This window comes from Corynebacterium hesseae (assembly GCF_037850265.1).
Classification (GTDB): Bacteria; Actinomycetota; Actinomycetes; order Mycobacteriales; family Mycobacteriaceae; genus Corynebacterium; species Corynebacterium hesseae.
The window spans coordinates 455,813-474,680 of record NZ_CP137211.1; the positions used below are offsets into that span (position 1 = coordinate 455,813).

General features: G+C 64.7%; 15 protein-coding genes and 1 pseudogene. 10 read left to right on the forward strand and 6 right to left on the reverse strand.

Annotation, left to right across the window (positions count from 1 at the left end; translation table 11 throughout):
* Positions 1-74 precede the first annotated feature (74 nt).
* From groES to R3O64_RS02280, 3 genes and pseudogenes are all read left to right on the forward strand, one after another.
* Positions 75-374 (forward strand): co-chaperone GroES, encoded by a 300-nt coding sequence (groES, locus tag R3O64_RS02270; RefSeq protein ID WP_167595557.1) that lies wholly within the window; start codon positions 75-77, stop codon positions 372-374.
* 18 nt (positions 375-392) lie between these two features.
* Complete coding sequence (gene groL, locus R3O64_RS02275; protein ID WP_070597135.1) at positions 393-2,015, forward strand: chaperonin GroEL; 1,623 nt, start codon at positions 393-395, stop codon at positions 2,013-2,015.
* Positions 2,016-2,184: 169 nt separating this feature from the next.
* Positions 2,185-4,448 (forward strand): annotated as a pseudogene (locus tag R3O64_RS02280) (excinuclease ABC subunit UvrA).
* A gap of 222 nt (positions 4,449-4,670) precedes the next feature.
* Here the strand turns inward: R3O64_RS02280 and R3O64_RS02285 are convergent.
* Positions 4,671-4,970 (reverse strand): WhiB family transcriptional regulator, encoded by a 300-nt coding sequence (locus tag R3O64_RS02285; protein ID WP_070563785.1) that lies wholly within the window; start codon positions 4,968-4,970, stop codon positions 4,671-4,673.
* 340 nt (positions 4,971-5,310) lie between these two features.
* Here R3O64_RS02285 and R3O64_RS02290 point away from each other — a divergent pair, with 340 nt between their 5' ends.
* The gene (locus tag R3O64_RS02290; protein WP_339017200.1) at positions 5,311-5,928 is read left to right on the forward strand and encodes a sigma-70 family RNA polymerase sigma factor; all 618 of its coding nucleotides are present in this window, start codon (positions 5,311-5,313) and stop codon (positions 5,926-5,928) included.
* A gap of 118 nt (positions 5,929-6,046) precedes the next feature.
* The gene (locus R3O64_RS02295; protein ID WP_339017201.1) at positions 6,047-6,886 is read left to right on the forward strand and encodes a hypothetical protein; all 840 of its coding nucleotides are present in this window, start codon (positions 6,047-6,049) and stop codon (positions 6,884-6,886) included.
* Positions 6,887-6,973: 87 nt separating this feature from the next.
* Here the strand turns inward: R3O64_RS02295 and R3O64_RS02300 are convergent, their stop codons facing one another.
* On the reverse strand, positions 6,974-7,348 hold the full coding sequence (locus R3O64_RS02300; RefSeq protein WP_070521533.1) for a DUF5319 domain-containing protein: 375 nt from the start codon (positions 7,346-7,348) through the stop codon (positions 6,974-6,976).
* 149 nt (positions 7,349-7,497) lie between these two features.
* Between R3O64_RS02300 and guaB the strand changes: the two genes are divergently transcribed.
* Together guaB and R3O64_RS02310 are read left to right on the forward strand one after the other, a co-directional pair.
* Complete coding sequence (gene guaB / locus R3O64_RS02305; RefSeq protein ID WP_101735846.1) at positions 7,498-9,012, forward strand: IMP dehydrogenase; 1,515 nt, start codon at positions 7,498-7,500, stop codon at positions 9,010-9,012.
* Between the two features lie 9 nt (positions 9,013-9,021).
* Complete coding sequence (locus tag R3O64_RS02310) at positions 9,022-10,182, forward strand: GuaB3 family IMP dehydrogenase-related protein (RefSeq protein WP_154762113.1); 1,161 nt, start codon at positions 9,022-9,024, stop codon at positions 10,180-10,182.
* Positions 10,183-10,278: 96 nt separating this feature from the next.
* Here R3O64_RS02310 and R3O64_RS02315 read toward each other — a convergent pair whose 3' ends face one another.
* Entirely contained in the window at positions 10,279-11,211 is a 933-nt protein-coding gene (locus tag R3O64_RS02315) for an EamA family transporter (RefSeq protein WP_230307878.1), read from the reverse strand.
* Positions 11,212-11,418: 207 nt separating this feature from the next.
* Between R3O64_RS02315 and R3O64_RS02320 the strand changes: the two genes are divergently transcribed.
* Together R3O64_RS02320 and guaA are read left to right on the forward strand one after the other, a co-directional pair.
* Positions 11,419-12,210 (forward strand): LysR substrate-binding domain-containing protein, encoded by a 792-nt coding sequence (locus tag R3O64_RS02320; protein ID WP_269948408.1) that lies wholly within the window; start codon positions 11,419-11,421, stop codon positions 12,208-12,210.
* A 24-nt stretch (positions 12,211-12,234) separates the two neighbouring features.
* Positions 12,235-13,803, forward strand: a complete 1,569-nt coding sequence (guaA, locus tag R3O64_RS02325) for a glutamine-hydrolyzing GMP synthase (RefSeq protein WP_339017202.1) — start codon at positions 12,235-12,237, stop codon at positions 13,801-13,803.
* Positions 13,804-14,211: 408 nt separating this feature from the next.
* Here guaA and R3O64_RS02330 read toward each other — a convergent pair whose 3' ends face one another.
* Genes R3O64_RS02330 through R3O64_RS02340 form a run of 3 tightly spaced genes read right to left on the reverse strand, consistent with a single transcriptional unit; the run spans position 14,212 to position 17,606 of the window.
* A complete protein-coding gene (locus R3O64_RS02330) occupies positions 14,212-15,387 on the reverse strand; it encodes an HNH endonuclease signature motif containing protein (RefSeq protein ID WP_154762115.1) in 1,176 nt (391 codons plus the stop codon).
* A 33-nt stretch (positions 15,388-15,420) separates the two neighbouring features.
* On the reverse strand, positions 15,421-16,542 hold the full coding sequence (locus R3O64_RS02335) for a threonine aldolase family protein (RefSeq protein ID WP_339017203.1): 1,122 nt from the start codon (positions 16,540-16,542) through the stop codon (positions 15,421-15,423).
* A gap of 11 nt (positions 16,543-16,553) precedes the next feature.
* A complete protein-coding gene (locus R3O64_RS02340) occupies positions 16,554-17,606 on the reverse strand; it encodes a PspC domain-containing protein (RefSeq protein ID WP_339017204.1) in 1,053 nt (350 codons plus the stop codon).
* A gap of 113 nt (positions 17,607-17,719) precedes the next feature.
* Here R3O64_RS02340 and R3O64_RS02345 point away from each other — a divergent pair, with 113 nt between their 5' ends.
* A complete protein-coding gene (locus R3O64_RS02345; RefSeq protein ID WP_196060526.1) occupies positions 17,720-18,868 on the forward strand; it encodes a PspC domain-containing protein in 1,149 nt (382 codons plus the stop codon).

Sequence of the window (18,868 nt, forward strand, 5' to 3'; positions counted from 1 at the left end):
GACGGCTGTGCTGGACACCCACAACCGGCACGCGCGCGTCCACGTGGACGCGCACTAGGAACACTTTGGAGGAAATCATCATGGCAAACATTAAGCCGCTGGAGGACAAGGTCCTCGTTCAGATCGTTGAAGCTGAGACCACCACTGCATCCGGCCTGGTTATCCCGGACTCCGCGAAGGAGAAGCCGCAGGAGGCCACCGTCGTCGCTGTCGGCCCGGGCCGCACCAACGATAAGGGCGAGGTTGTCCCGGTTGGCGTCAACGAGGGCGACACCGTCATCTTCTCCAAGTACGGCGGCACCGAGCTGAAGTACGACGGCCAGGAGTACCTCCTGCTGTCCGCTCGTGACCTGCTCGCTGTCATCGAGAAGTAAAAGTAGGCGATTAACCCTATGCCAAAACTGATTGCATTTGACCAGGAGGCCCGCGAGGGCATCCAGCGCGGCGTAGACACGCTTGCCGACGCCGTCAAGGTCACCCTCGGCCCGCGCGGCCGCAACGTCGTGCTGTCCAAGGCTTTCGGTGGCCCGACCGTCACCAACGACGGCGTCACCATCGCCCGCGACATTGACCTCGACGATCCTTTTGAGAACCTCGGCGCCCAGCTGGTGAAGTCCGTGGCCGTCAAGACCAACGACATCGCCGGTGACGGTACGACTACCGCCACCTTGCTGGCCCAGGCTCTCGTCTTCGAAGGCCTGCGCAACGTGGCAGCCGGCGCTAACCCCATCGAGCTGAACAAGGGCATCGAAGCGGCGGCTGAGAAGGTCGTCGAGGAGCTCAAGAAGCGCGCTACCCCGGTGAACTCCTCCGCGGAGGTCTCCCAGGTTGCCACCGTTTCCTCCCGCGATGCGGAGGTCGGCGAGATGGTTGCTGGCGCCATGGACAAGGTGGGCAAGGACGGCGTCGTGACCGTCGAGGAGTCCCAGACCATCGAGTCCACCGTGGACGTCACCGAGGGCATTTCCTTCGACAAGGGCTACCTCTCCCCGTACTTCGCGACGGAAGAGGAGACCTACAACGCCGTGCTTGACGACGCCGCAATTCTCCTCGTCCGCAACAAGATCTCCTCCCTGCCGGACTTCCTGCCGCTGCTGGAGAAGATCGCGGAGTCCTCGCGCCCGACCCTCATCATCGCTGAAGACATCGAGGGCGAGCCGCTGCAGGCGCTCGTGGTGAACTCCATCCGCAAGGTCCTCAAGGTCGCCGCCGTGAAGTCCCCGTACTTCGGCGAGCGCCGCAAGGGCTTCATGGATGACTTGGCTGTTGTAACCGGCGCTACCGTCGTCGACCCTGAGGTTGGCATCAACCTCAAGGAGGTCGGCCCGGAGGTGCTGGGTTCTGCCCGCCGCGTCACCGTGTCCAAGGAGGACACCGTGATTGTGGATGGTGCAGGTACCGCTGAGGCTGTCGAGGAGCGCCGCGAGCAGCTGCGCCGCGAGATCGAGCGCACCGATTCCACCTGGGATAAGGAGAAGCTCGAGGAGCGTCTGGCCAAGCTGTCCGGTGGCGTTGCCGTCATCCGCGTTGGCGCCGCTACCGAGACCGAGGTCAACGAGCGCAAGCTGCGCGTCGAGGACGCCATCAACGCCGCCCGCGCGGCCGTTGAAGAGGGCGTCATTGCTGGCGGCGGCTCTGCGCTGGTCCAGATCTCCCAGGAGCTCGAGGCTTTCGCCGAGGGCTTCGAGGGCGAGGCCAAGATCGGTGTGCTGGCCGTGGCCCGCGCGCTGACCCGCCCGGCCTACTGGATCGCCGAAAACGCAGGCCTGGACGGATCCGTCGTGGTCGCCCACGTTGCCGAGAAGGCCAACGGCGAGGGCTTCAACGCTGCCACCCTGGAGTACGGCAACCTGCTCGAGCAGGGCATCATCGACCCGGTGAAGGTCACCCACTCCGCCGTGGTTAACGCCGCCTCCGTGGCCCGCATGGTGCTCACCACCGAGGCTTCCGTTGTGGAGAAGCCCGCCGAGGAAGAGCCGGCACAGGCTGCGCACGCGCACTCGCACGCGCACTAAACCGTGCGTGCGGGAAACATTCGTTTCCCGCACAACCACAAGGGTTCCCGCGTAGCCACAAGGGTTCCCACATTGCCGTAAGGAAGGCCCGCTAACCCGCATTTTTGCGGGGCGGCGGGCCTTCGCCGTGGGGGCGGGAATCTCCGCCCCGGTACTAGACTGCTGAGCCGTGGAACAAGAATTCATCACCGTCACCGGCGCCCGCGAAAACAACCTCAAGAACGTGGACGTGCGCATCCCTAAGCGCAAGCTCACCGTCTTCACCGGCGTGTCTGGTTCCGGCAAGACCTCGCTGGTCTTCGATACCGTTGCGGCTGAACCGCAGCGTCTCATCAACGAGACCTATCCCGGCTTCGTACAAGGCTTCATGCAGGCCCCACCCCGCCCCGACGTGGACCGCTTGGAAGGGCTCACCGCAGCCATCGTCGTGGGCTAGGAGCCCATGGCGGCTTCCGCGCGCTCGACGTTCGGTACCGCCACCGACATCACCGGGCACCTCCGCGTGCTCTTCTCACGCCTGGCTGAGCCCCGCGCCGGCGGCCCCGCGGCCTATTCCTTCAACGTGCCCTCCGCCTCCGGGCAGGGCGCCATCGAGGTTAACGGTGTGAAGGAAGTCCGTCGCTTCGAGCGCACCGGCGGCATGTGCCCGAGGTGTGAGGGAAGGGGGGAAGTGGGGGACGTCGACAAGCACCAGCTCGTTGATGAGACTCTGACGTTGAACGATGGCGCCATCATGTACCCCGGCATGAAGGTGGGCTCGTGGATGTGGCGCGCCTACGCCGAGTCCGGGCTGTACCCAGCCGACGTGCCGGTCCAGGACTTCACCGAGGAACAGAAACGTGACCTGTATGAGACCGAGACCAAAGGCAAGGTCGGTGGCGTCAACATGAGCTACATGGGGCTGGTAACGCGTTTGAAGACGAACGTGTTGAGCAAGCTCGTGGAGTCCCTGCAAAAGCACATGCGTGCCTTTGTCGAGCGCGCGGTGGTCTTCATCGACTGCCCGGAGTGCCATGGCACGCGCCTGGCGCAGCACGCGCGCGAGTCCTACCTCAACGGAGCCTCCATCGCGGACGTCTGCGCCATGGAGCTTGCCGACGCCTCCGCACCATCAACTCACCCCTTGCTGAAGCGCCGTTGCGTGGGTTGGAGGCCGCCCTAGATTTGGGGCTGGGCTACCTGACGCTGGCGCGCCCGACGGGCACCCTGAGCGGTGGCGAAGCGCAGCGCACGCGCATGGTGCGGCACATCGGGTCGGCGCTCACGGACGTCACCTATGTCTTTGATGAGCCCACCGCCGGGCTGCATCCGCATGACGTCACGCAGATGAATGAGCTTCTCCTGCAGCTGCGCGATAAGGGAAACACCGTGCTCGTGGTGGAGCACAACCCGGCGACGATGGCGATTGCGGATTGCGTCGTCGAGCTTGGCCCCGGCGCCGGAGTGGCGGGCGGCGAAATTCTTTCTGTCGGTGCTGCACCGTCCGTCAGCGGGAAGGTGGCGTTGAAGGAGGAGGTGCGCGAGCCCACCGGAGCGCTGGAAAACCGTGGGGCGTCCCATAACAACCTCAAGGACGTCGATGTGGACATTCCGCTGGGCGTGCTCACGGTCATTTCGGGCGTTGCGGGATCCGGAAAGTCATCGCTGATGGAGTGCTTGCCGGACGACGCCCGCATCCTCGTTGTCGACCAGTCTTCGTTGTCTGGCTCGCGGCGCTCGAACCCGGCCACCTACACCGGCGCGATGGACGCGCTGCGCAAGGCCTTCGCCAAGGCCAACGATGGGGCCACGCCGGGAATGTTCTCTTTCAACTCGGAGGGCGCGTGCCCGGCCTGTTCCGGCGCTGGCGTGGTGACCGTGGAGTTCGGTGTGATGGACAGCGCGGATGTGCCCTGTGCGGTGTGCGAGGGCCGCCGCTTTGCTGCCGACGTTTTGGGCTACGAGCTGGCGGGCAAGAACATCGCGGAGGTACTCGCGCTTCCCGCGGTTGAAGCCGTGGAGTTTTGCCGCGAGGCCAAAGTTACTGCTGCGAAGCGCGTGTACGAGCAGCTCGTTGCCGTGGGGCTGGGCTACCTGACGCTGGGGCAGCCGCTCTCGACGCTCTCTGGCGGCGAGCGCCAGCGGCTGAAGCTGGCGGTGCGGTTGTGCGACCGCAAGGCGACTGCGGACATCATCGTGCTCGATGAGCCGACGGTGGGCCTGCATCAGAAAGATATCGACACCTTGCTGCGCCTCTTTGACACGCTTGTCGACGACCACCTCACCCTCATCTGCGTCGAACACCACCGCGCCGTCCTGGCGCACGCCGACCACATCATTGATCTCGGTCCCGGCGCGGGCTCAGCCGGCGGCGAGGTTGTGGCGGCCTGCTCGCCGCGCGAGTTCCTCGACAAGGACACGCTGACCGCCCGCTACCTGGCGCAGGAGCTGTAAAAACTGGCGTCTTTCACCCGCTGCCCCTTGCCCGTGCTGGCTGTTGGATATCAGTGCAGGTGGGGGAGGGGCGTGATGCTACTTAAAGAAACTTCGCAAAAGGCCCGCTGCGCGACGGCCCACGGTGGGCTCGTCCAGTGGGGAGAGCAGCCTTGTCGCGTCCAGCCAATAGAGGTGGTGGTTTGCCGTCCGACCCCAAGGCTGGGAGCTGGCAGAAGCGGACTAGGCGCCGACGGTCGCGTGGGTGCGACGCGAGCGAAGGGCAACAACGCGCTCCGACTCGCTCATGCCGCCCCACACGCCGTAGGGCTCGCCGGAGGTAAGAGCGTGTTCGCGGCACATCTCGATGACCGGGCAGGTGCTGCAAATAGCCTTGGCGCGGTTCTCGCGCTGGGCGCGGGCGCGTCCGCGCTCGCCGTCCGGGTGATAGAACACGTCAGAGTTTTCTCCACGGCATGCGCCATGAAGCTGCCAATCCCAAAAGTCCGTATTCGGCCCGGGGAGCAGGAAGGACTGAGACACGTTCGATTCTCCTTTGCCAAAGATAGAGTGCCCAGGCGCGGGGCGCGTTGCGGGCACGCCCCCGTGAACGCCGAGGCGAAGTGAGACGAGATTGAAGTGTGTCCCCCTTGGGTAAACAGCGCGTTACGCAATGCTGACATGCAGGTATAACTGGCTGAAACTCCTCAACTGGAGCCCCTGTGACCTGCGCTTAAGGCTAAGATGAACGGTGTATGAACTTTTTCTAGTGGGGTCAAAGCTGGGGATGAGACCCGTCGTTTTGGGGTTTCGCCAAAAGGTTATGCCATGATGTTCATACAGAATATGAAGTAATGCATTAAGCAGAAGCAGAACGGCAAGGATGGCAGTGGCTACTCAGGCTACAGACGCGAGCGGCTCCTCAACGGCGTCGAAGCGCGACAGCGATAAGGAACTAGCGGACCTCGTTCCGCTGGCCGTCGACGGTAGCCGCCGCGCCCTCCAGCGCATCATGCGGATCATTCACCCGCAGGTCCTGCGCTATTGCCGCGCGCGCATCGGCGGCCACCGCCAGCCCACGGCGGAGGACGTGGCGCAGGAGATCTGTTTGGCGGTGGCGACGTCTATTGGCACGTACAAAGATAAGGGCCGCCCGTTTATGGCCTACGTCTATGGCATTGCTGCTCACAAGGTGACCGATGCCCACCGCGCCCTGAGCCGCGACCACACTCACCCCACGGAAGACCTTCCGGAGGATGCTGCTCAGGACGCTACCCCCGAAGAATCCGCCCTTGCCGTGGACGGTAGTAACAGAGTGCGGGCCATGCTCGATACGTTAAGTGACAAGGCCCGGGACATTATCATCTTGCGTGTGTTCGTGGGGCTGTCGGCAGAGGAGACCGCGGAAATTGTGGAGTCTACCCCTGGCGCAGTCCGCGTGGCGCAGCATCGTGCACTCGCGCAATTGCGCAAATCCCTCGATTCGCACGAGACGCAGTGAACCAACAATGTGAACCAGCAGAGTGAACCAGTAATTGGGCTAGCCCAGAGCTAGCAGTGAGCCATCGGCACTTGGCACCGACAAACTAATAATTCTCTAATAAGGAAGGGAGGTCATCATGGCAAAGAAGGACGAGCCTCAGCAGGGTGTCGCTGAGCAGCTGCAGCCCTTGGTTGATGATGATGCATTCCTCACCACTCTCTCCGAAGGAACAGATCCCTCCGATGGCGGTGATGAACTGGCGGGGCTTCTGTTGGAGCTGCGCGGGGACGTCGAAAAGCAGATGCCTCCGGCCCCTCTCATTGAGGGCGCGGAGGAAGAACCGGAGATCATTTCCCTCGGCGCGGCACGCCGCCGTCGAAGCAAGCCTTTCATGCACGGACTCATCGGGGCGGCCGCAGCTACGCTGCTCATCGCAGGTACCGGCGCTGTGGTCGTCAACGCCGGCCCGGGATCTCCGCTTTACGGCGTGAACCAGTCGCTCTTCGGCGCGGACGAGCACGATGTGTCCGTAGTGGAGCTTGCCGGAACGCTCGATGAGATGGAGAAGCGTTCCGCCCAAGGTGACATGGACGGCACCCGCCAGTTGCTTGAAGAAGCCCGGAAGATGGTGGACCAGGCCAAGCGGGAACGTGAGGCGGAGGCCCCTCGTACCACGAAGCATCAGCCCAGCGCCACGGTGACGCAGACGCAGACCGTGGAGAAGCCTGCCCCGGTGGAGGAGCAGCAGCCGCCGGAGCCGGAAACCGTAACGCAGACAGAGACCGCGGTTTCCACCGTCGTGGTGACCCGCACGGTTTCGGCGGGCAACCCGCTGAGCCCACCGGAGCAGAACCAACCGGAGCCAGCCCAGCAAGGCGGCGATCAGGCAACGCCTCCGCAAGGCGACAACTCCGACGGAGCTTCGGATGGCGCCACGGATAATGGCCAGCTCCCGCCGGCGCAATTCCAGCAATAAAACCACAAAGAACCTCTTCCCCCGCATGAACAGGAGGGAAGAGGTTTTTCCGTTTAACGCGCGGTAGTTCTACCGCGCTGACCACAGCTAGTAGCGCGAGTCCATGCCGTCGAGATAACCCACCGCATAATCCCAAGGGACGTAGCGCATCGGGTCCGGCTCCGCGCCCGGCTCGTGCACGGGGGCGAGCTGGCCTGCCAGCGTGGCCTGCATGTTGGAGGCCATGATGTCCCACTCGTAGAAGTGGTTCTCCTCGCAGTCCTCGCAGAAAAAGAAGATGCCGTCGATGCCGCGCGGGCTGAGAACGCGCGCAAACTCTTGGACCATGGCCAGATCGTGGATGACGGCGAGACGGTCCTCCTCGGACAGCGGCTCGACGTGATCATCCTCCTCGAGGAAGGAAGCTGGGTCGTTCGGGTCGTCCGCGAAAGGATCGCGGGGCATGTTGGCGAAAAAGTTCACGCCTGCGAGCCTATTGACTCCGTGCGCGCATGGCAATTCCCTATAGATACCTATTCCTCTACCCACGGCTACCACTACGGGGCGTCCACGCACTACAGTGAGGGCTACCGCATAAAACTATCTGGTCAGTTTAGGAGAGCCCCACCCTCATGAGCCACGTCCACACCGGCGGAGACAACCCCGACAAGATTGCACTCTACGGCCTTACCTTTGATGATGTCCTGCTGCTTCCGGCAGAATCCAACGTCGTTCCCTCCGAGGTGGATACCTCGGCGCAGTTTACGCGCAACATTCGCCTCGGCGTGCCCCTGGCTTCCGCCGCGATGGACACCGTGACCGAGGCCCGCATGGCCATCGGCATGGCGCGCCAGGGCGGCATCGGCGTCCTGCACCGCAACCTGTCAGTTGAGGATCAGGCCCAGCAGGTAGAGATTGTCAAGCGCTCCGAATCCGGCATGGTGACCGACCCGGTCACGGCTTCCCCGGACATGACCATCGATGAAGTCGATACGCTGTGCGCGCGGTTCCGGATTTCGGGCCTGCCGGTCGTCGATAAGCAGGGCACCCTCGTGGGTATCTGCACCAACCGTGACATGCGCTTCGAGCCGGATTTCTCCCGCAAGGTCTCGGAGATTATGACGCCCATGCCGCTCGTCGTGGCCAAGGAGGGCGTCAGCAAGGAGGAGGCGCTGGAGCTGCTGTCCGCCAACAAGGTGGAGAAGCTGCCCATCGTCAACGATGAGAACAAGCTCGTCGGCCTCATCACCGTCAAGGACTTTGTCAAGACTGAGCAGTTCCCCAACGCCTCCAAGGATGCTTCCGGGCGCCTGCTCGTGGCGGCGGGCATCGGTACCGGTGAGGAGTCCTACCAGCGCGCAGGCCAGCTTGTCGACGCCGGCGTGGACGTCCTCGTCGTCGACTCCGCCCACGCCCACAACAACCGTGTGCTGGAGATGGTCTCCCGCGTGCAGAAGGACTTCGGCGACCGCGTTGACGTCGTCGGCGGCAACCTGGCCACCCGTGCTGCGGCGCGCGACATGATTGAGGCTGGTGCCGACGCCATCAAGGTTGGCATTGGCCCGGGCTCCATCTGCACCACGCGCGTGGTGGCGGGCGTGGGTGCCCCGCAGATCACCGCCATCATGGAGGCCGCCGCTGTGGCAGGCCCGGCGGGTGTTCCGGTTATTGGTGACGGCGGTATGCAGTACTCCGGTGACATTGCCAAGGCGCTGGCTGCCGGCGCCGATACCGTCATGCTGGGTTCCATGCTGGCTGGTACCACGGAATCGCCGGGCGACATCGTGGTGGTCCAGGGCAAGCAGTACAAGCGCTACCGCGGCATGGGCTCCATGGGCGCCATGCAGGGCCGCGGTCTGACAGGGGAGAAGCGCTCCTACTCCAAGGACCGTTACTTCCAGGCTGACGTCAAGAGCGAGGACAAGCTGGTGCCAGAAGGCGTGGAGGGCCGCGTGCCATTCCGCGGTGACATCGATGCCATCGTGCACCAGATTGTCGGCGGCCTGCGCGCCTCCATGGGCTATACCGGCTCCGCCACCCTGGCCGAGCTCAAGACCAAGCAGTTTGTCCAGATCACCGCTGCGGGCCTCAAGGAGTCTCACCCGCACCACCTTCAGCAGATCGTCGAAGCTCCGAACTACCGCTAAGGACTAATCATGCGTGATTACGTAGAAATCGGCGTGGGCCGTGAGGCTCGCCGCACCTATGACCTGAACCAGATCTCCCTGGTGCCGACTCGCCGCACCCGTTCCTCCAAGGACGTCGACACCTCGTGGCACATCGATGCGTACACCTTCGACGTCCCGTTCGTCTCGGCGCCGACTGATGCGCTGGCCACTCCCGAGTTCGTTATCGAGATGGGCAAGCAGGGCGGCCTCGGCGTTATCAACGCGGAAGGCCTGTGGGGCCGCCACGAGGATTTGGAGGGCGCGATTGCCCGCGTGACGGAGAACTTCGGTGACCTGTCGACGCTGCAGGAGCTGCACGCAGCACCCCTGAACGAGGAGTTGCTGGCCGAGCGCATCGCGCAGGTCCGCGATTCCGGCGTGACCGTGGCCGTGCGTGTCTCCCCGCAGCACGCCCGCGAGCTGGCGCCGGTCGTCATCAAAGCCGGCGCGGAGCTGCTGTTCATCCACGGCACCCTGATTTCCGCCGAGCACGTGCAGACCGGTGGCGAGCCGCTCAACTTGAAGGAGTTCATCGGTTCGCTGGATACCCCGGTGATTGCCGGCGGCGTGGCGGATTACACCACGGCCCTGCACCTCATGCGCGCGGGCGCGGCTGGCATCATCGTCGGCTCCGGTGTGAACACCAACCCGGAGACCGTCGGCATTGATATCCCCATGGCGACGACCATCGCGGATGTTGCGGCCGCACGCCGCGATTACCTGGATGAGACTGGGGGCCGCTACGTGCACGTGCTTGCCGACGGCGACATCTTCACCTCTGCAGACATCGCCAAGGCCATTGCTTGTGGTGCCGATGGTGTCGTTCTGGGTCCGGTCCTGGCCCGCGCGGCGGAGGCAGGCGGCAAGGGCTGGTACTGGCCGTCCACGGCCGGCCACCCGCGTTTCCCGCGCGGCATCATCGAGCCGGTTGGCGTGGCCGATGCCCTCTTGGGCACCGGCACTTCCGGCGTTGACGCTTCTGGCACCGCCGAGGACGCTTCAGCGACCTCCCTTGAAGTCGTGCTCCACGGCCCGTCCAACGAGCCGCTGGGTGAGCTCAACCTGGTCGGTGGGCTCAAGCGCGCTATGGCCAAGTGCGGCTACACGGACCTGAAGTCCTTCCAGAAGGTGGGCTTGGCCGTTCGCTAGCCCGCCCGTTGTAACGCTGCTCCGCTCAACAAAGCTCGGGGCGGAGTTTATGTCACCGCTCCAGTGGCCATGGCGCTGGCCTCAGTGGCCGTAGCGTTAGAGTCGCTGGCGCGCGGTTTCGGGCGGCCACGGCAGCCGGGGCTTCTTTAGGCGGCGTGGGCGCAGCGCTACCTTGCGGAATACCACGCGCCCGCGCGCCGGCACCATGGTTTGCAACACCGAGGCCACCACAACCAGGCCGATAGCCGCCAGCTTAAGCTGGGAGGCATTCTGGGAGAGCAGGAGCCAGCCAAAGAGTGCGGCGAAGACAGGTTCCAGGGCGATGAGGATGGAAAAGAGGTTGGGGGCGAGCCTGCGCAGCGCAATGAACTCCAACGAATAGGGGATGAGCGAGGCCAGCACGCCCGTGCCTAGGGCGAGCATTAGGAGGGTTGGGTCGCTGGCCAAAGCCACCGCGCCGCGCCCTCCGACAGGCAGGAGCACCAGGCCACCGATGAGGAAGGCCACGGCCAAACCATCCTGCCCGCTAAAGAGAGCGCCCGCCTTCTTGCTGGCCAAGATATAGGCGGCCCACATCGCACCCGCGCACAGCAAGAAGAAGACCCCTCGCAGGTCGAGGGGGTCTCCGTTGAAGGAGTCCAACCCCAGCAGGCCCATGCCGATGAGGGCGAGGGCGACGCAGGTGGCGTCGCGAAGCGAGCGGGAGAGGCACGCCGCCAGCAGCAGCGGGCCGAGAAACTCGATGGTGACCGCCGGGCCCAGCGCAACGAGCTCGATGCCGGCATAGAAAAAGCCATTCATCAGGCCCAGCGTGAGGCCGAAAATGGTGGCGGAGATCCACTTCTCGCGGCTCCACTCGCGCACGCGCGGGCGCGCGATGAGGAACAGAATCACAGCGGCGAAGAGCAAACGCAGCGAGGCGGTGCCCCAGGGCCCGCCGGTGGGGAAAATCTGGATGGCGAGGCTGGCTCCGAGCTGGAGGGAAACGCACGAGCCGATGACGCACAGAACGGCAAACGGATTGGTCATGCAGACCATTGTGGGGTGGGAAGAACTGTTAGTCTATCTACAGTTTTTAACACGTACCCGTTAGGGATTCTGTCATGTTGGACCTGCACCGCCTCCGCATTCTCTACGAGCTGCAACGCCTCGGCACCGTCACTGCTGGCGGAATCGCTGCGCTATACGCACTCGGCCATCTCTCAACAATTGGCGCAGTGTGAGAAGGACGTCGGCGTGGCGCTCTATGAAAAGGCCGGCCGGCGCGTGCGTTTGACGGAGCAGGGAGAAATCCTGGCCTCCTACGCGGAGCGAATGCTCGCGTTGGCGGATGAGGCGGAGTCGCAGGTCATCGCTTCAACCAACGCGGTGCGGGGCACGATTAAGGTCACGACCTTTCAAACGATTATGTCCTCGCTGGTCCCGCGGGCGCTCACGGAGCTGGCCAGGGAGTACCCAGACCTGCGCGTGCAGATCATCCAGCGCGAAGCCGATGGCGCGATGGAGCTGCTGGCGCGCCGGGAGGTGGACCTCATCTTGGGTGAGGAGTACGAGTCGGACATGCCCGCCACGGATGAGCACACCCACCGGGAGCTGCTTCTCGACGACCCCCTCCGCCTCATCACCCCACTCACCGGACCCTGGAGCGAGTTGCGCTTAGAGGATTTTGCAGCGCATGACGAGGAAATCCCCTTTGCCATGGACCCGGAGGAGTTTTTATTGGGGCGGTTCGTCCACCGGCTGTGCCGCAGGCATGGCTTTAACCCCAGCGTGCTCTATGAAACCCCGGACCCCTTTCTACATGCGCACCTGGTGCGCACCGGACACGCGGTGGCGGTGATCTCGGACCTTTTCCTCGACGAGATCGAGGGCGTGCGCGTGGTTTCCTTGCCTGGTAATCCCACCCGCACGCTCTACACTGCGGTGCGCGCCGGGCGCGAGGGACACCCAGCCTTGCGGGCGTTTCGGGCCGCGTTGAGCAAGGCGGCTGCCACCGCTAAAGGTTTTGGGCCACTCCCTGCGGTCTAGGGTGTGGGTTCTTGCGTTAAACTGATGACCGTGACTAACCCAAATACAACCCCGCGTCCTGTCCTCGTGGTGGATTTTGGCGCCCAGTACGCGCAGCTCATCGCCCGGCGCGTGCGTGAGGCCAACATCTACTCCGAGGTTGTCCCCAATTCCGCCTCCGTGGAGGACATCAAGGCCAAGAACCCGGCCGCGCTGATCCTCTCCGGTGGCCCGTCCTCCGTGTACGCGGACGGAGCCCCCGCATTGAAGCCGGAGCTGCTCGAGCTCGGCATCCCGGTCTTTGGTATCTGCTACGGCTTCCAGTCCATGACTCAAGCCCTGGGCGGCACCGTGGCCTCCACGGGTGCCCGCGAGTACGGCCGCACGGACATGACCGTGTCCGGCGGTGTGCTCCACAAGGGCCTCGAGGACACGCACAAGGTGTGGATGTCCCACGGAGATTCGGTCTCTGAAGCTCCGGAGGGCTTCGAGGTGACTGCCTCTTCCGATGGTGCGCCTGTGGCCGCTATGGAGTGCTTGTCCAAGAAGATGGCAGGCGTGCAGTACCACCCGGAGGTCCTGCACTCGCCGCACGGCCAGGAGGTGCTCACGCGCTTCCTTACTGAGGTAGCAGGTCTGGAGCAGAACTGGACTGCTGAGAACATTGCGGAGCGCCTCATCGAGGATGTGCGTGAGCAGATCGGTGAGGAAGGCCGCGCGATTTGTGCCCTGTCCGGCGGCGTGGATTCCGCCGTGGCCGCAGCCCTCGTGCAGCGCGCTATCGGTGACCGTTTGACCTGTGTCTTCGTCGACCACGGCCTGCTGCGCGCGGGTGAGCGTGAACAGGTGGAGAAGGACTTCGTGGCGTCGACTGGCGCCAAGCTCATCACCGCTGATGAGCGCGAGGCTTTCCTTTCCAAGCTGGCCGGTGTGACCGAGCCGGAGGCCAAGCGTAAGGCCATCGGTGCGGAGTTCATCCGCTCCTTCGAGCGTGCCGTCGACCAGGCTCTGGACGGCCAGGATGCTGCGTTCCTGGTGCAGGGCACGCTGTACCCGGACGTCGTGGAGTCCGGTGGCGGTGACGGTACCGCGAACATTAAGTCTCACCACAACGTGGGCGGCCTGCCTGACGACGTCGAGTTCGAGCTCGTCGAGCCGCTGCGCCTGCTCTTTAAGGACGAGGTCCGTGCGGTTGGCCGTGAACTGGGCCTGCCGGAAGAAATCGTGGCACGCCAGCCGTTCCCGGGCCCGGGCCTGGGCATCCGCATCATTGGTGAGGTCACCGAGGAGCGCCTCGAGACGCTGCGCCAGGCAGACCTCATCGCGCGTACCGAGCTGACCAACGCTGGCCTGGACGGCGAGATCTGGCAGTGCCCGGTGGTGCTGCTTGCCGACGTCCACTCCGTCGGCGTCCAGGGCGACGGCCGTACCTACGGCCACCCGATTGTCCTGCGCCCGGTGTCCTCCGAGGACGCTATGACCGCGGACTGGACGCGCCTGCCCTATGACGTGCTGGAGAAGATTTCTACCCGCATCACCAACGAGGTCAAGGAAGTTAACCGAGTAGTGCTCGACGTGACGTCGAAGCCGCCGGGAACCATCGAGTGGGAGTAAAGCGAAGCAAACTCCCAGACGCTGCGTAGCGCGGCCGTGCCTTGAATCAACAGGGCGCGGCCGCGCTCCCGTTTTCGGCCCCTGGTACCAAGCCCGCGTGGTTTGTAGTTGGCACCGTCTTTGTCGCCACGAGCTCCGACCGAGGCACGGAGTAGAGCGTTTGTGTTGCCTCGTTGCTGTACAGCTCCGCGAATCGGGCGAGAGCTCTCGCATACCTCTTTAACGCGCGCGCGAGTAGCCGCACGCCGAGCGAAAATTCTCAGCGGGCGGCTGGTGAAAGCGGCTGTTTGTTGCTAAGGCGTCGCAGGCCGGTGAGCCGGCGTCCTACGACCCATCGATCCGGTTGATCCGGAGACCGGTTGGACTTCGACCTGGGGACTCGGGCGACGATTCACGGGCTGGTTGAACTCATGAACTCGGTGGCGGGTCCGGAGGTTCGCCGGAGTTATGCGGCGGCGCCCCAGGGCTGGAGCCGTCAGCCGGACCGGAACGCGGATCAGGCGGGCCGGATGTTGGCGGATATGAGGATGCGCGAGCAGTGCCTGGTGCTCGCCCCGGCGCGGAACGCGGCGGGTGGGCGGGGCTTTCGATGGGAATCGGCGGGCCGGCCCACGGCGGCAGGTAGTGCACGCGGCCATCAATGCGGTCGAGGTGCCCGCGGCCGGTGGGCTTTTCCGGGTCATCGTCATTGACCGCGTTGTGATACGCGCACAGCGGCACCATATTGGCCATGTTCGTCGGCCCGCCATCTTGAAAGCGGGTGAGGTGGTGGATCTGGGAGTCGTCGGCAGGCGCGTTGCACCCGGGCCAGGCGCACGTCGGGTGCTCTGCAGACAGCGCGAGGCGCTGCTTGGTGTTGGCAAAGCGGCTCGCCATGTAGAGGTTCACGGGGCCGTGGTGGGGGTGGACGAGGGTGATGAGGCCGACGTCGGCAAGCTTTTCGCGCACGAACTCCGCGCCCGTCATCGTGGCCCCATTGGTCAGCTGCAGCTCAATCTCCTCACCATCGCCATCCACGATGCGGTCGAGCTCATCCAAGCGCACGATGACGTTGGACTGCAGCTTCTGGCCCGAGCCGCCCCCGCCGCGGAACACGGTATGCGCCGCAGTGAGCAAGTCCTTGTCGGTGGTCTTCAGCACGGCCAGCAGCTTCGAGATGTTGAGCGAGGAATCCGTAATACTCAGCGTGTGGTTGCGGCCCGCGCGCCGCGTCACCCGCACGCCTGGGGCAGGGTCCTTCGGCGGGCGCCACTCTTTGAGCTTGGCCTTCGCCACCATGGGGATTTTCTCCCGCGGGGTGGCAGCCAGCAGTTGGCGCAACTCCCACGCCTTGCGGGCCTTGAGCTTGGAACAGTAGCGCTCGATATCGAGGAGCGTGAACACGTCGTGGCCCGTGCGGCGCGCTTTGCGCTGCCGGGAGCGGAACATCGTGTCCCCGAAATACACCGCGTGCAGCCCCAGGAGCTTCTCCGCGAAATCCGGCCGCGCACCCATCTCAATTAGCTGCGCGCGCGTGACACCGGCGCATTGCTCGACCACGTCGAGCCCGCGCGCTAGTGCTTGAATGTAACCCCCCAGTTGCATAGCTCACAGCCTAAACCAGGTTGGGCAACCTTGCTACTTGAGCGCAGAAATCGCAGCGCAGAGCTTATCGACGTCCCCCTCTTCCGTCGACCACGCCGTACAAAAACGCACCACCCGCAGGCCTTCGTGTTCTTCGAAGAACTGGCACACGAAGTCCTGCGAGAGCTTCTCTTCCTGTTCGCGTGTCAACAGCGCGAATTGCTGGTTGGTGGGGGAGTCGAAGAGCATGTCGATGCCTGTGGTGCGGAATGCCTCGGCGATGCGCTGGGCTTGGGCATTGGCGCGGGCGCAGATGTGTTCGTAGAGGGTGGTTGCTGCTGCGCTATGTGCCTTAGCGTCTGGGGTAGTTGCGCTAGCGTCTGCGTAGGAAGCGTTGGTTCCGGGGAGCGCATCGGCGGATTCAGGAGTGGGGGTACTGAAGAGGGCGGCGAATTGCGCGCCGAGCAGCCAGCCCTTAGCCAGCAGGCCGCCGTTTTGCTTCATGGCGTTGCGAAAGCGCGGCGCGCCCGCGGGGAAGACGATGGCCTCGCCGAAGAGGGCGCCGCATTTGGTGCCGCCGACGGTGAAGACGTCGACAAGCGCGGCCAGGTCCGGCAGGGTGACATCCGCAGCGGACAGGCCGTAGCCGAGGCGGGCGCCGTCGACAAACAGGCCCAACTCGTACTCATCGCAGACCTCGCGCAGGGCCACGAGTTCGGCGCGGGAGTAGGCGGTGCCGAACTCGGTGGGCTGCGTGATGTAGACCAGTGCGGGTTCTGGCATGTGTTCCTCCACCCCGGAGGCGCGGTATTCCTCCATGCACGCGCGAACCTGCGCGGCGGTGATCTTTCCCAGCTGGTTCGGCAGCGTGATGACCTTGTGCCCGGTGTGCTCGATGGCGCCCGTCTCGTGGGTGGCGATGTGCCCGCTATCCGCCGCGATAACGCCCTCCCAGGGGCGCAGGCGGTGGGCGATGATGGTGGCGTTGGCCTGCGTGCCACCGACCATGAAATGCACCTCAGCGTTCGGCGCTTGGCAGGCAGTGCGGATGCGCTCAGCGGCCGTGGCACAGAGCTCGTCGGCGCCATAGCCGGCATAAGCCCCATCCGCCTCCGCAATGGCTTCGAGGACGCGGGGGTGGGCGGAGCGATGGTAGTCGTTGCCGAAGTGAATCATGGTGGGCCAGTTTAGCCGGTGACCGTGACTTCGCCGATGCCTGCGTCGATGTGAATGTTCAGCAGCGCGTCAGGGTCTTGGCGTTCGGTGCAGTTGCTCTCTCCCAGGCCGTCATCACAGGTCAGCGCGACGGTGATGTCCTTCGGGAGGATGACCTCGACGGCGCCGATGCCGGCGTCGACGGTGACGTCGTGCTTGGTTGTGAGGTCGTGGAGCTGGCTGAAGTCCACCGTCGATTCGCCGATGCCCAGGTCGTAGTAGTCCTCGAGTTCATCTTCATGGGTGGGCGCGATGTCTTGCTCACCGACGTTGAAGCGGGCGCTGAAGCCGGACTCGTCGGCCTCGGAGACGAAGGTGACTCCAAGGAAGGCAATCGTCAGGGCGGCGCCCACGGCACCGAGAGCAATCGCGCCCTCAACCCACTGCGAGCCGCGCTTCTTTGTCGGTTCCTCCCGCGGGCCCGGCTCCGGCAGGTTCCAGGCATCGGGCACTACGCCGAGTGGATCCCAGGACGGCGGGGTCCTGCGGCCTGATGGGAAAGGGTGGCCGTCCGCCGGGGTATAAGAATTGAGGTTGACAGGTTCCTCGCGCACCGGCTGTTCGGCGGCCAGCAGTCCGCTAGGCGGTAGCGGCTCGCGTTGGTGAAGGGCGTACCAGGCCAGCGCCAGCAGGCCGAAGGTCAGCGTAGCGGGCGGAAGGCCGGCGAGGAATTGCCCGCTGAGGAACAGTGGGCCGGAGCTAAACGTCAGAAGGACGCCGACAATTAGGATCCAACCGAGCTCTTGCTCCTCCTTGACGCCATCCTTGCCCAAGGCCGCATCGAGCGGGCAGTAGGGCGAGCCGTAGCGCGGCATGAGCGCCCACGCGGCGAGGTAGGCGGCGATGCCCCCGCCGAAAGCGAGTGCTGCGACCACGAAGGCCACGCGCACAATCGTCGGATCGAGCTGGTAGCGCACCGCGATGCCTTCGCAGACACCGGCGAGCTGGGCGTCGCCACCCTGCTTCTTGGGAAGGCGGACGGGGCGGGTTGTCCACATCTGGTTGAAAGTGCTGTTCTTCGTCATACTTTTATGGTGCCGCGCGGGGCTTCGCGGCGGTATCGGTAATCGCCCTGATTTTTAGACCTCAGGGTTGTCCCCGATGTGCTGGAGGGGTGGTGCGTGGGACTATGTCTAGTATGACTTCGCCCTATGTCCCCGCCGAGAACGCGGCGCCTTATCCCGTGATGTCACGCCCCCAATCTGGCCGCGTGGTGGCCGGCGTGGCAGCGGGGTTGGCACAGAATCTGGGGGTTTCGGCGCTCTCCGCGCGCATCGCCTTGACCGCGTTGACCCTGCTGGGCGGGGTGGGGGCGATGGCCTATGCCGGGCTGTGGATTTTCACGCCCGCGCTTGACGACGCCCCCTCCACCCGCCGCAGCCCCCTCTCCCTCATGCTGGTGTTCCTGGCGCTGGCGGGTAGTGCGGTGGGTGTGTTGGGGGTTTCGGGGGCGTCGCTAAGCGTGGCGGTGCCGTTGGCAGTGGTGGCCATCGGCGCGGTGCTGGCGTGGTTGGCGTATGACCGCGGGCTGAACACGCCGGTGGGCCTGGTTGCTGTGGCGGCCGGCGCCGTCCTAGTCATCGGGGGCGTCGTGGTGGCGGCGGTGACGTGGGAAAGCGGATCGGGTTCGGCGATCCTGGCCACGGCGCTGACGCTGGTGGGCTTTGGTGCGCTGGTGGTGCCGCTGGTGCTGAAGCTCTGGCGTTCGCTGTCGCAGGAGCAGGCGGCGAAGGCGGTCTCGGAGGAGCGCGCCGAGATTGCCGCCCGCCTGCACGATTCGGTGCTGCAGACGCTGGCGCTGATTCAGAAGCGGGCGGGGGATTCGCGTGAGGTGACGCGTTTGGCGCGCGCCCAAGAACGCGAGCTGCGCGCCTGGCTTTTCGACGCCCCCTCCGCCGCCCCCACCACCTGCTTCGGAGCCCTCGAAGCGGCGTGCGGGGAGGTGGAAGACCTCTTCGACATGCGGGTATCCGCTGTGACGGTGGGGGAGGATGCGGAGCTGACGGAGGCTGCGAAGTTGCTTATTCAGGCGGCGCGCGAGGCTATGGTCAATGCCGGCAAGCACGCGGGCGTGGACGCGGTGGATGTCTACGCGGAGTTGTTGGCGGGCGAGCTGAGTATCTTTGTGCGTGATCGCGGGGTGGGTTTCGACGTGGATGCTATTCCCGCTGATAGGCACGGGATTCGTGACAGTATTCGCGCGCGCGTAGAGGGATCTGGTGGGCGCGTGCGGATTTCCTCGACCCCGGGGGAGGGCACCGAGGTGGAGCTGGCGGTAGCGTTATGA

Coding starts and splice junctions, on each gene's coding strand:
- groL (WP_070597135.1), top strand. CDS start 393: ATGCCAAAACTGATTGCATTTGACCAGGAGGCCCGCGAGGGCATCCAG.
- R3O64_RS02290 (WP_339017200.1), top strand. CDS start 5,311: ATGGCAGTGGCTACTCAGGCTACAGACGCGAGCGGCTCCTCAACGGCG.
- R3O64_RS02295 (WP_339017201.1), top strand. CDS start 6,047: ATGGCAAAGAAGGACGAGCCTCAGCAGGGTGTCGCTGAGCAGCTGCAG.
- guaB (WP_101735846.1), top strand. CDS start 7,498: ATGAGCCACGTCCACACCGGCGGAGACAACCCCGACAAGATTGCACTC.
- R3O64_RS02310 (WP_154762113.1), top strand. CDS start 9,022: ATGCGTGATTACGTAGAAATCGGCGTGGGCCGTGAGGCTCGCCGCACC.
- R3O64_RS02315 (WP_230307878.1), bottom strand. CDS start 11,211: ATGACCAATCCGTTTGCCGTTCTGTGCGTCATCGGCTCGTGCGTTTCC.
- guaA (WP_339017202.1), top strand. CDS start 12,235: ATGACCGTGACTAACCCAAATACAACCCCGCGTCCTGTCCTCGTGGTG.
- R3O64_RS02330 (WP_154762115.1), bottom strand. CDS start 15,387: ATGCAACTGGGGGGTTACATTCAAGCACTAGCGCGCGGGCTCGACGTG.
- R3O64_RS02335 (WP_339017203.1), bottom strand. CDS start 16,542: ATGATTCACTTCGGCAACGACTACCATCGCTCCGCCCACCCCCGCGTC.
- R3O64_RS02340 (WP_339017204.1), bottom strand. CDS start 17,606: ATGACGAAGAACAGCACTTTCAACCAGATGTGGACAACCCGCCCCGTC.
- R3O64_RS02345 (WP_196060526.1), top strand. CDS start 17,720: ATGACTTCGCCCTATGTCCCCGCCGAGAACGCGGCGCCTTATCCCGTG.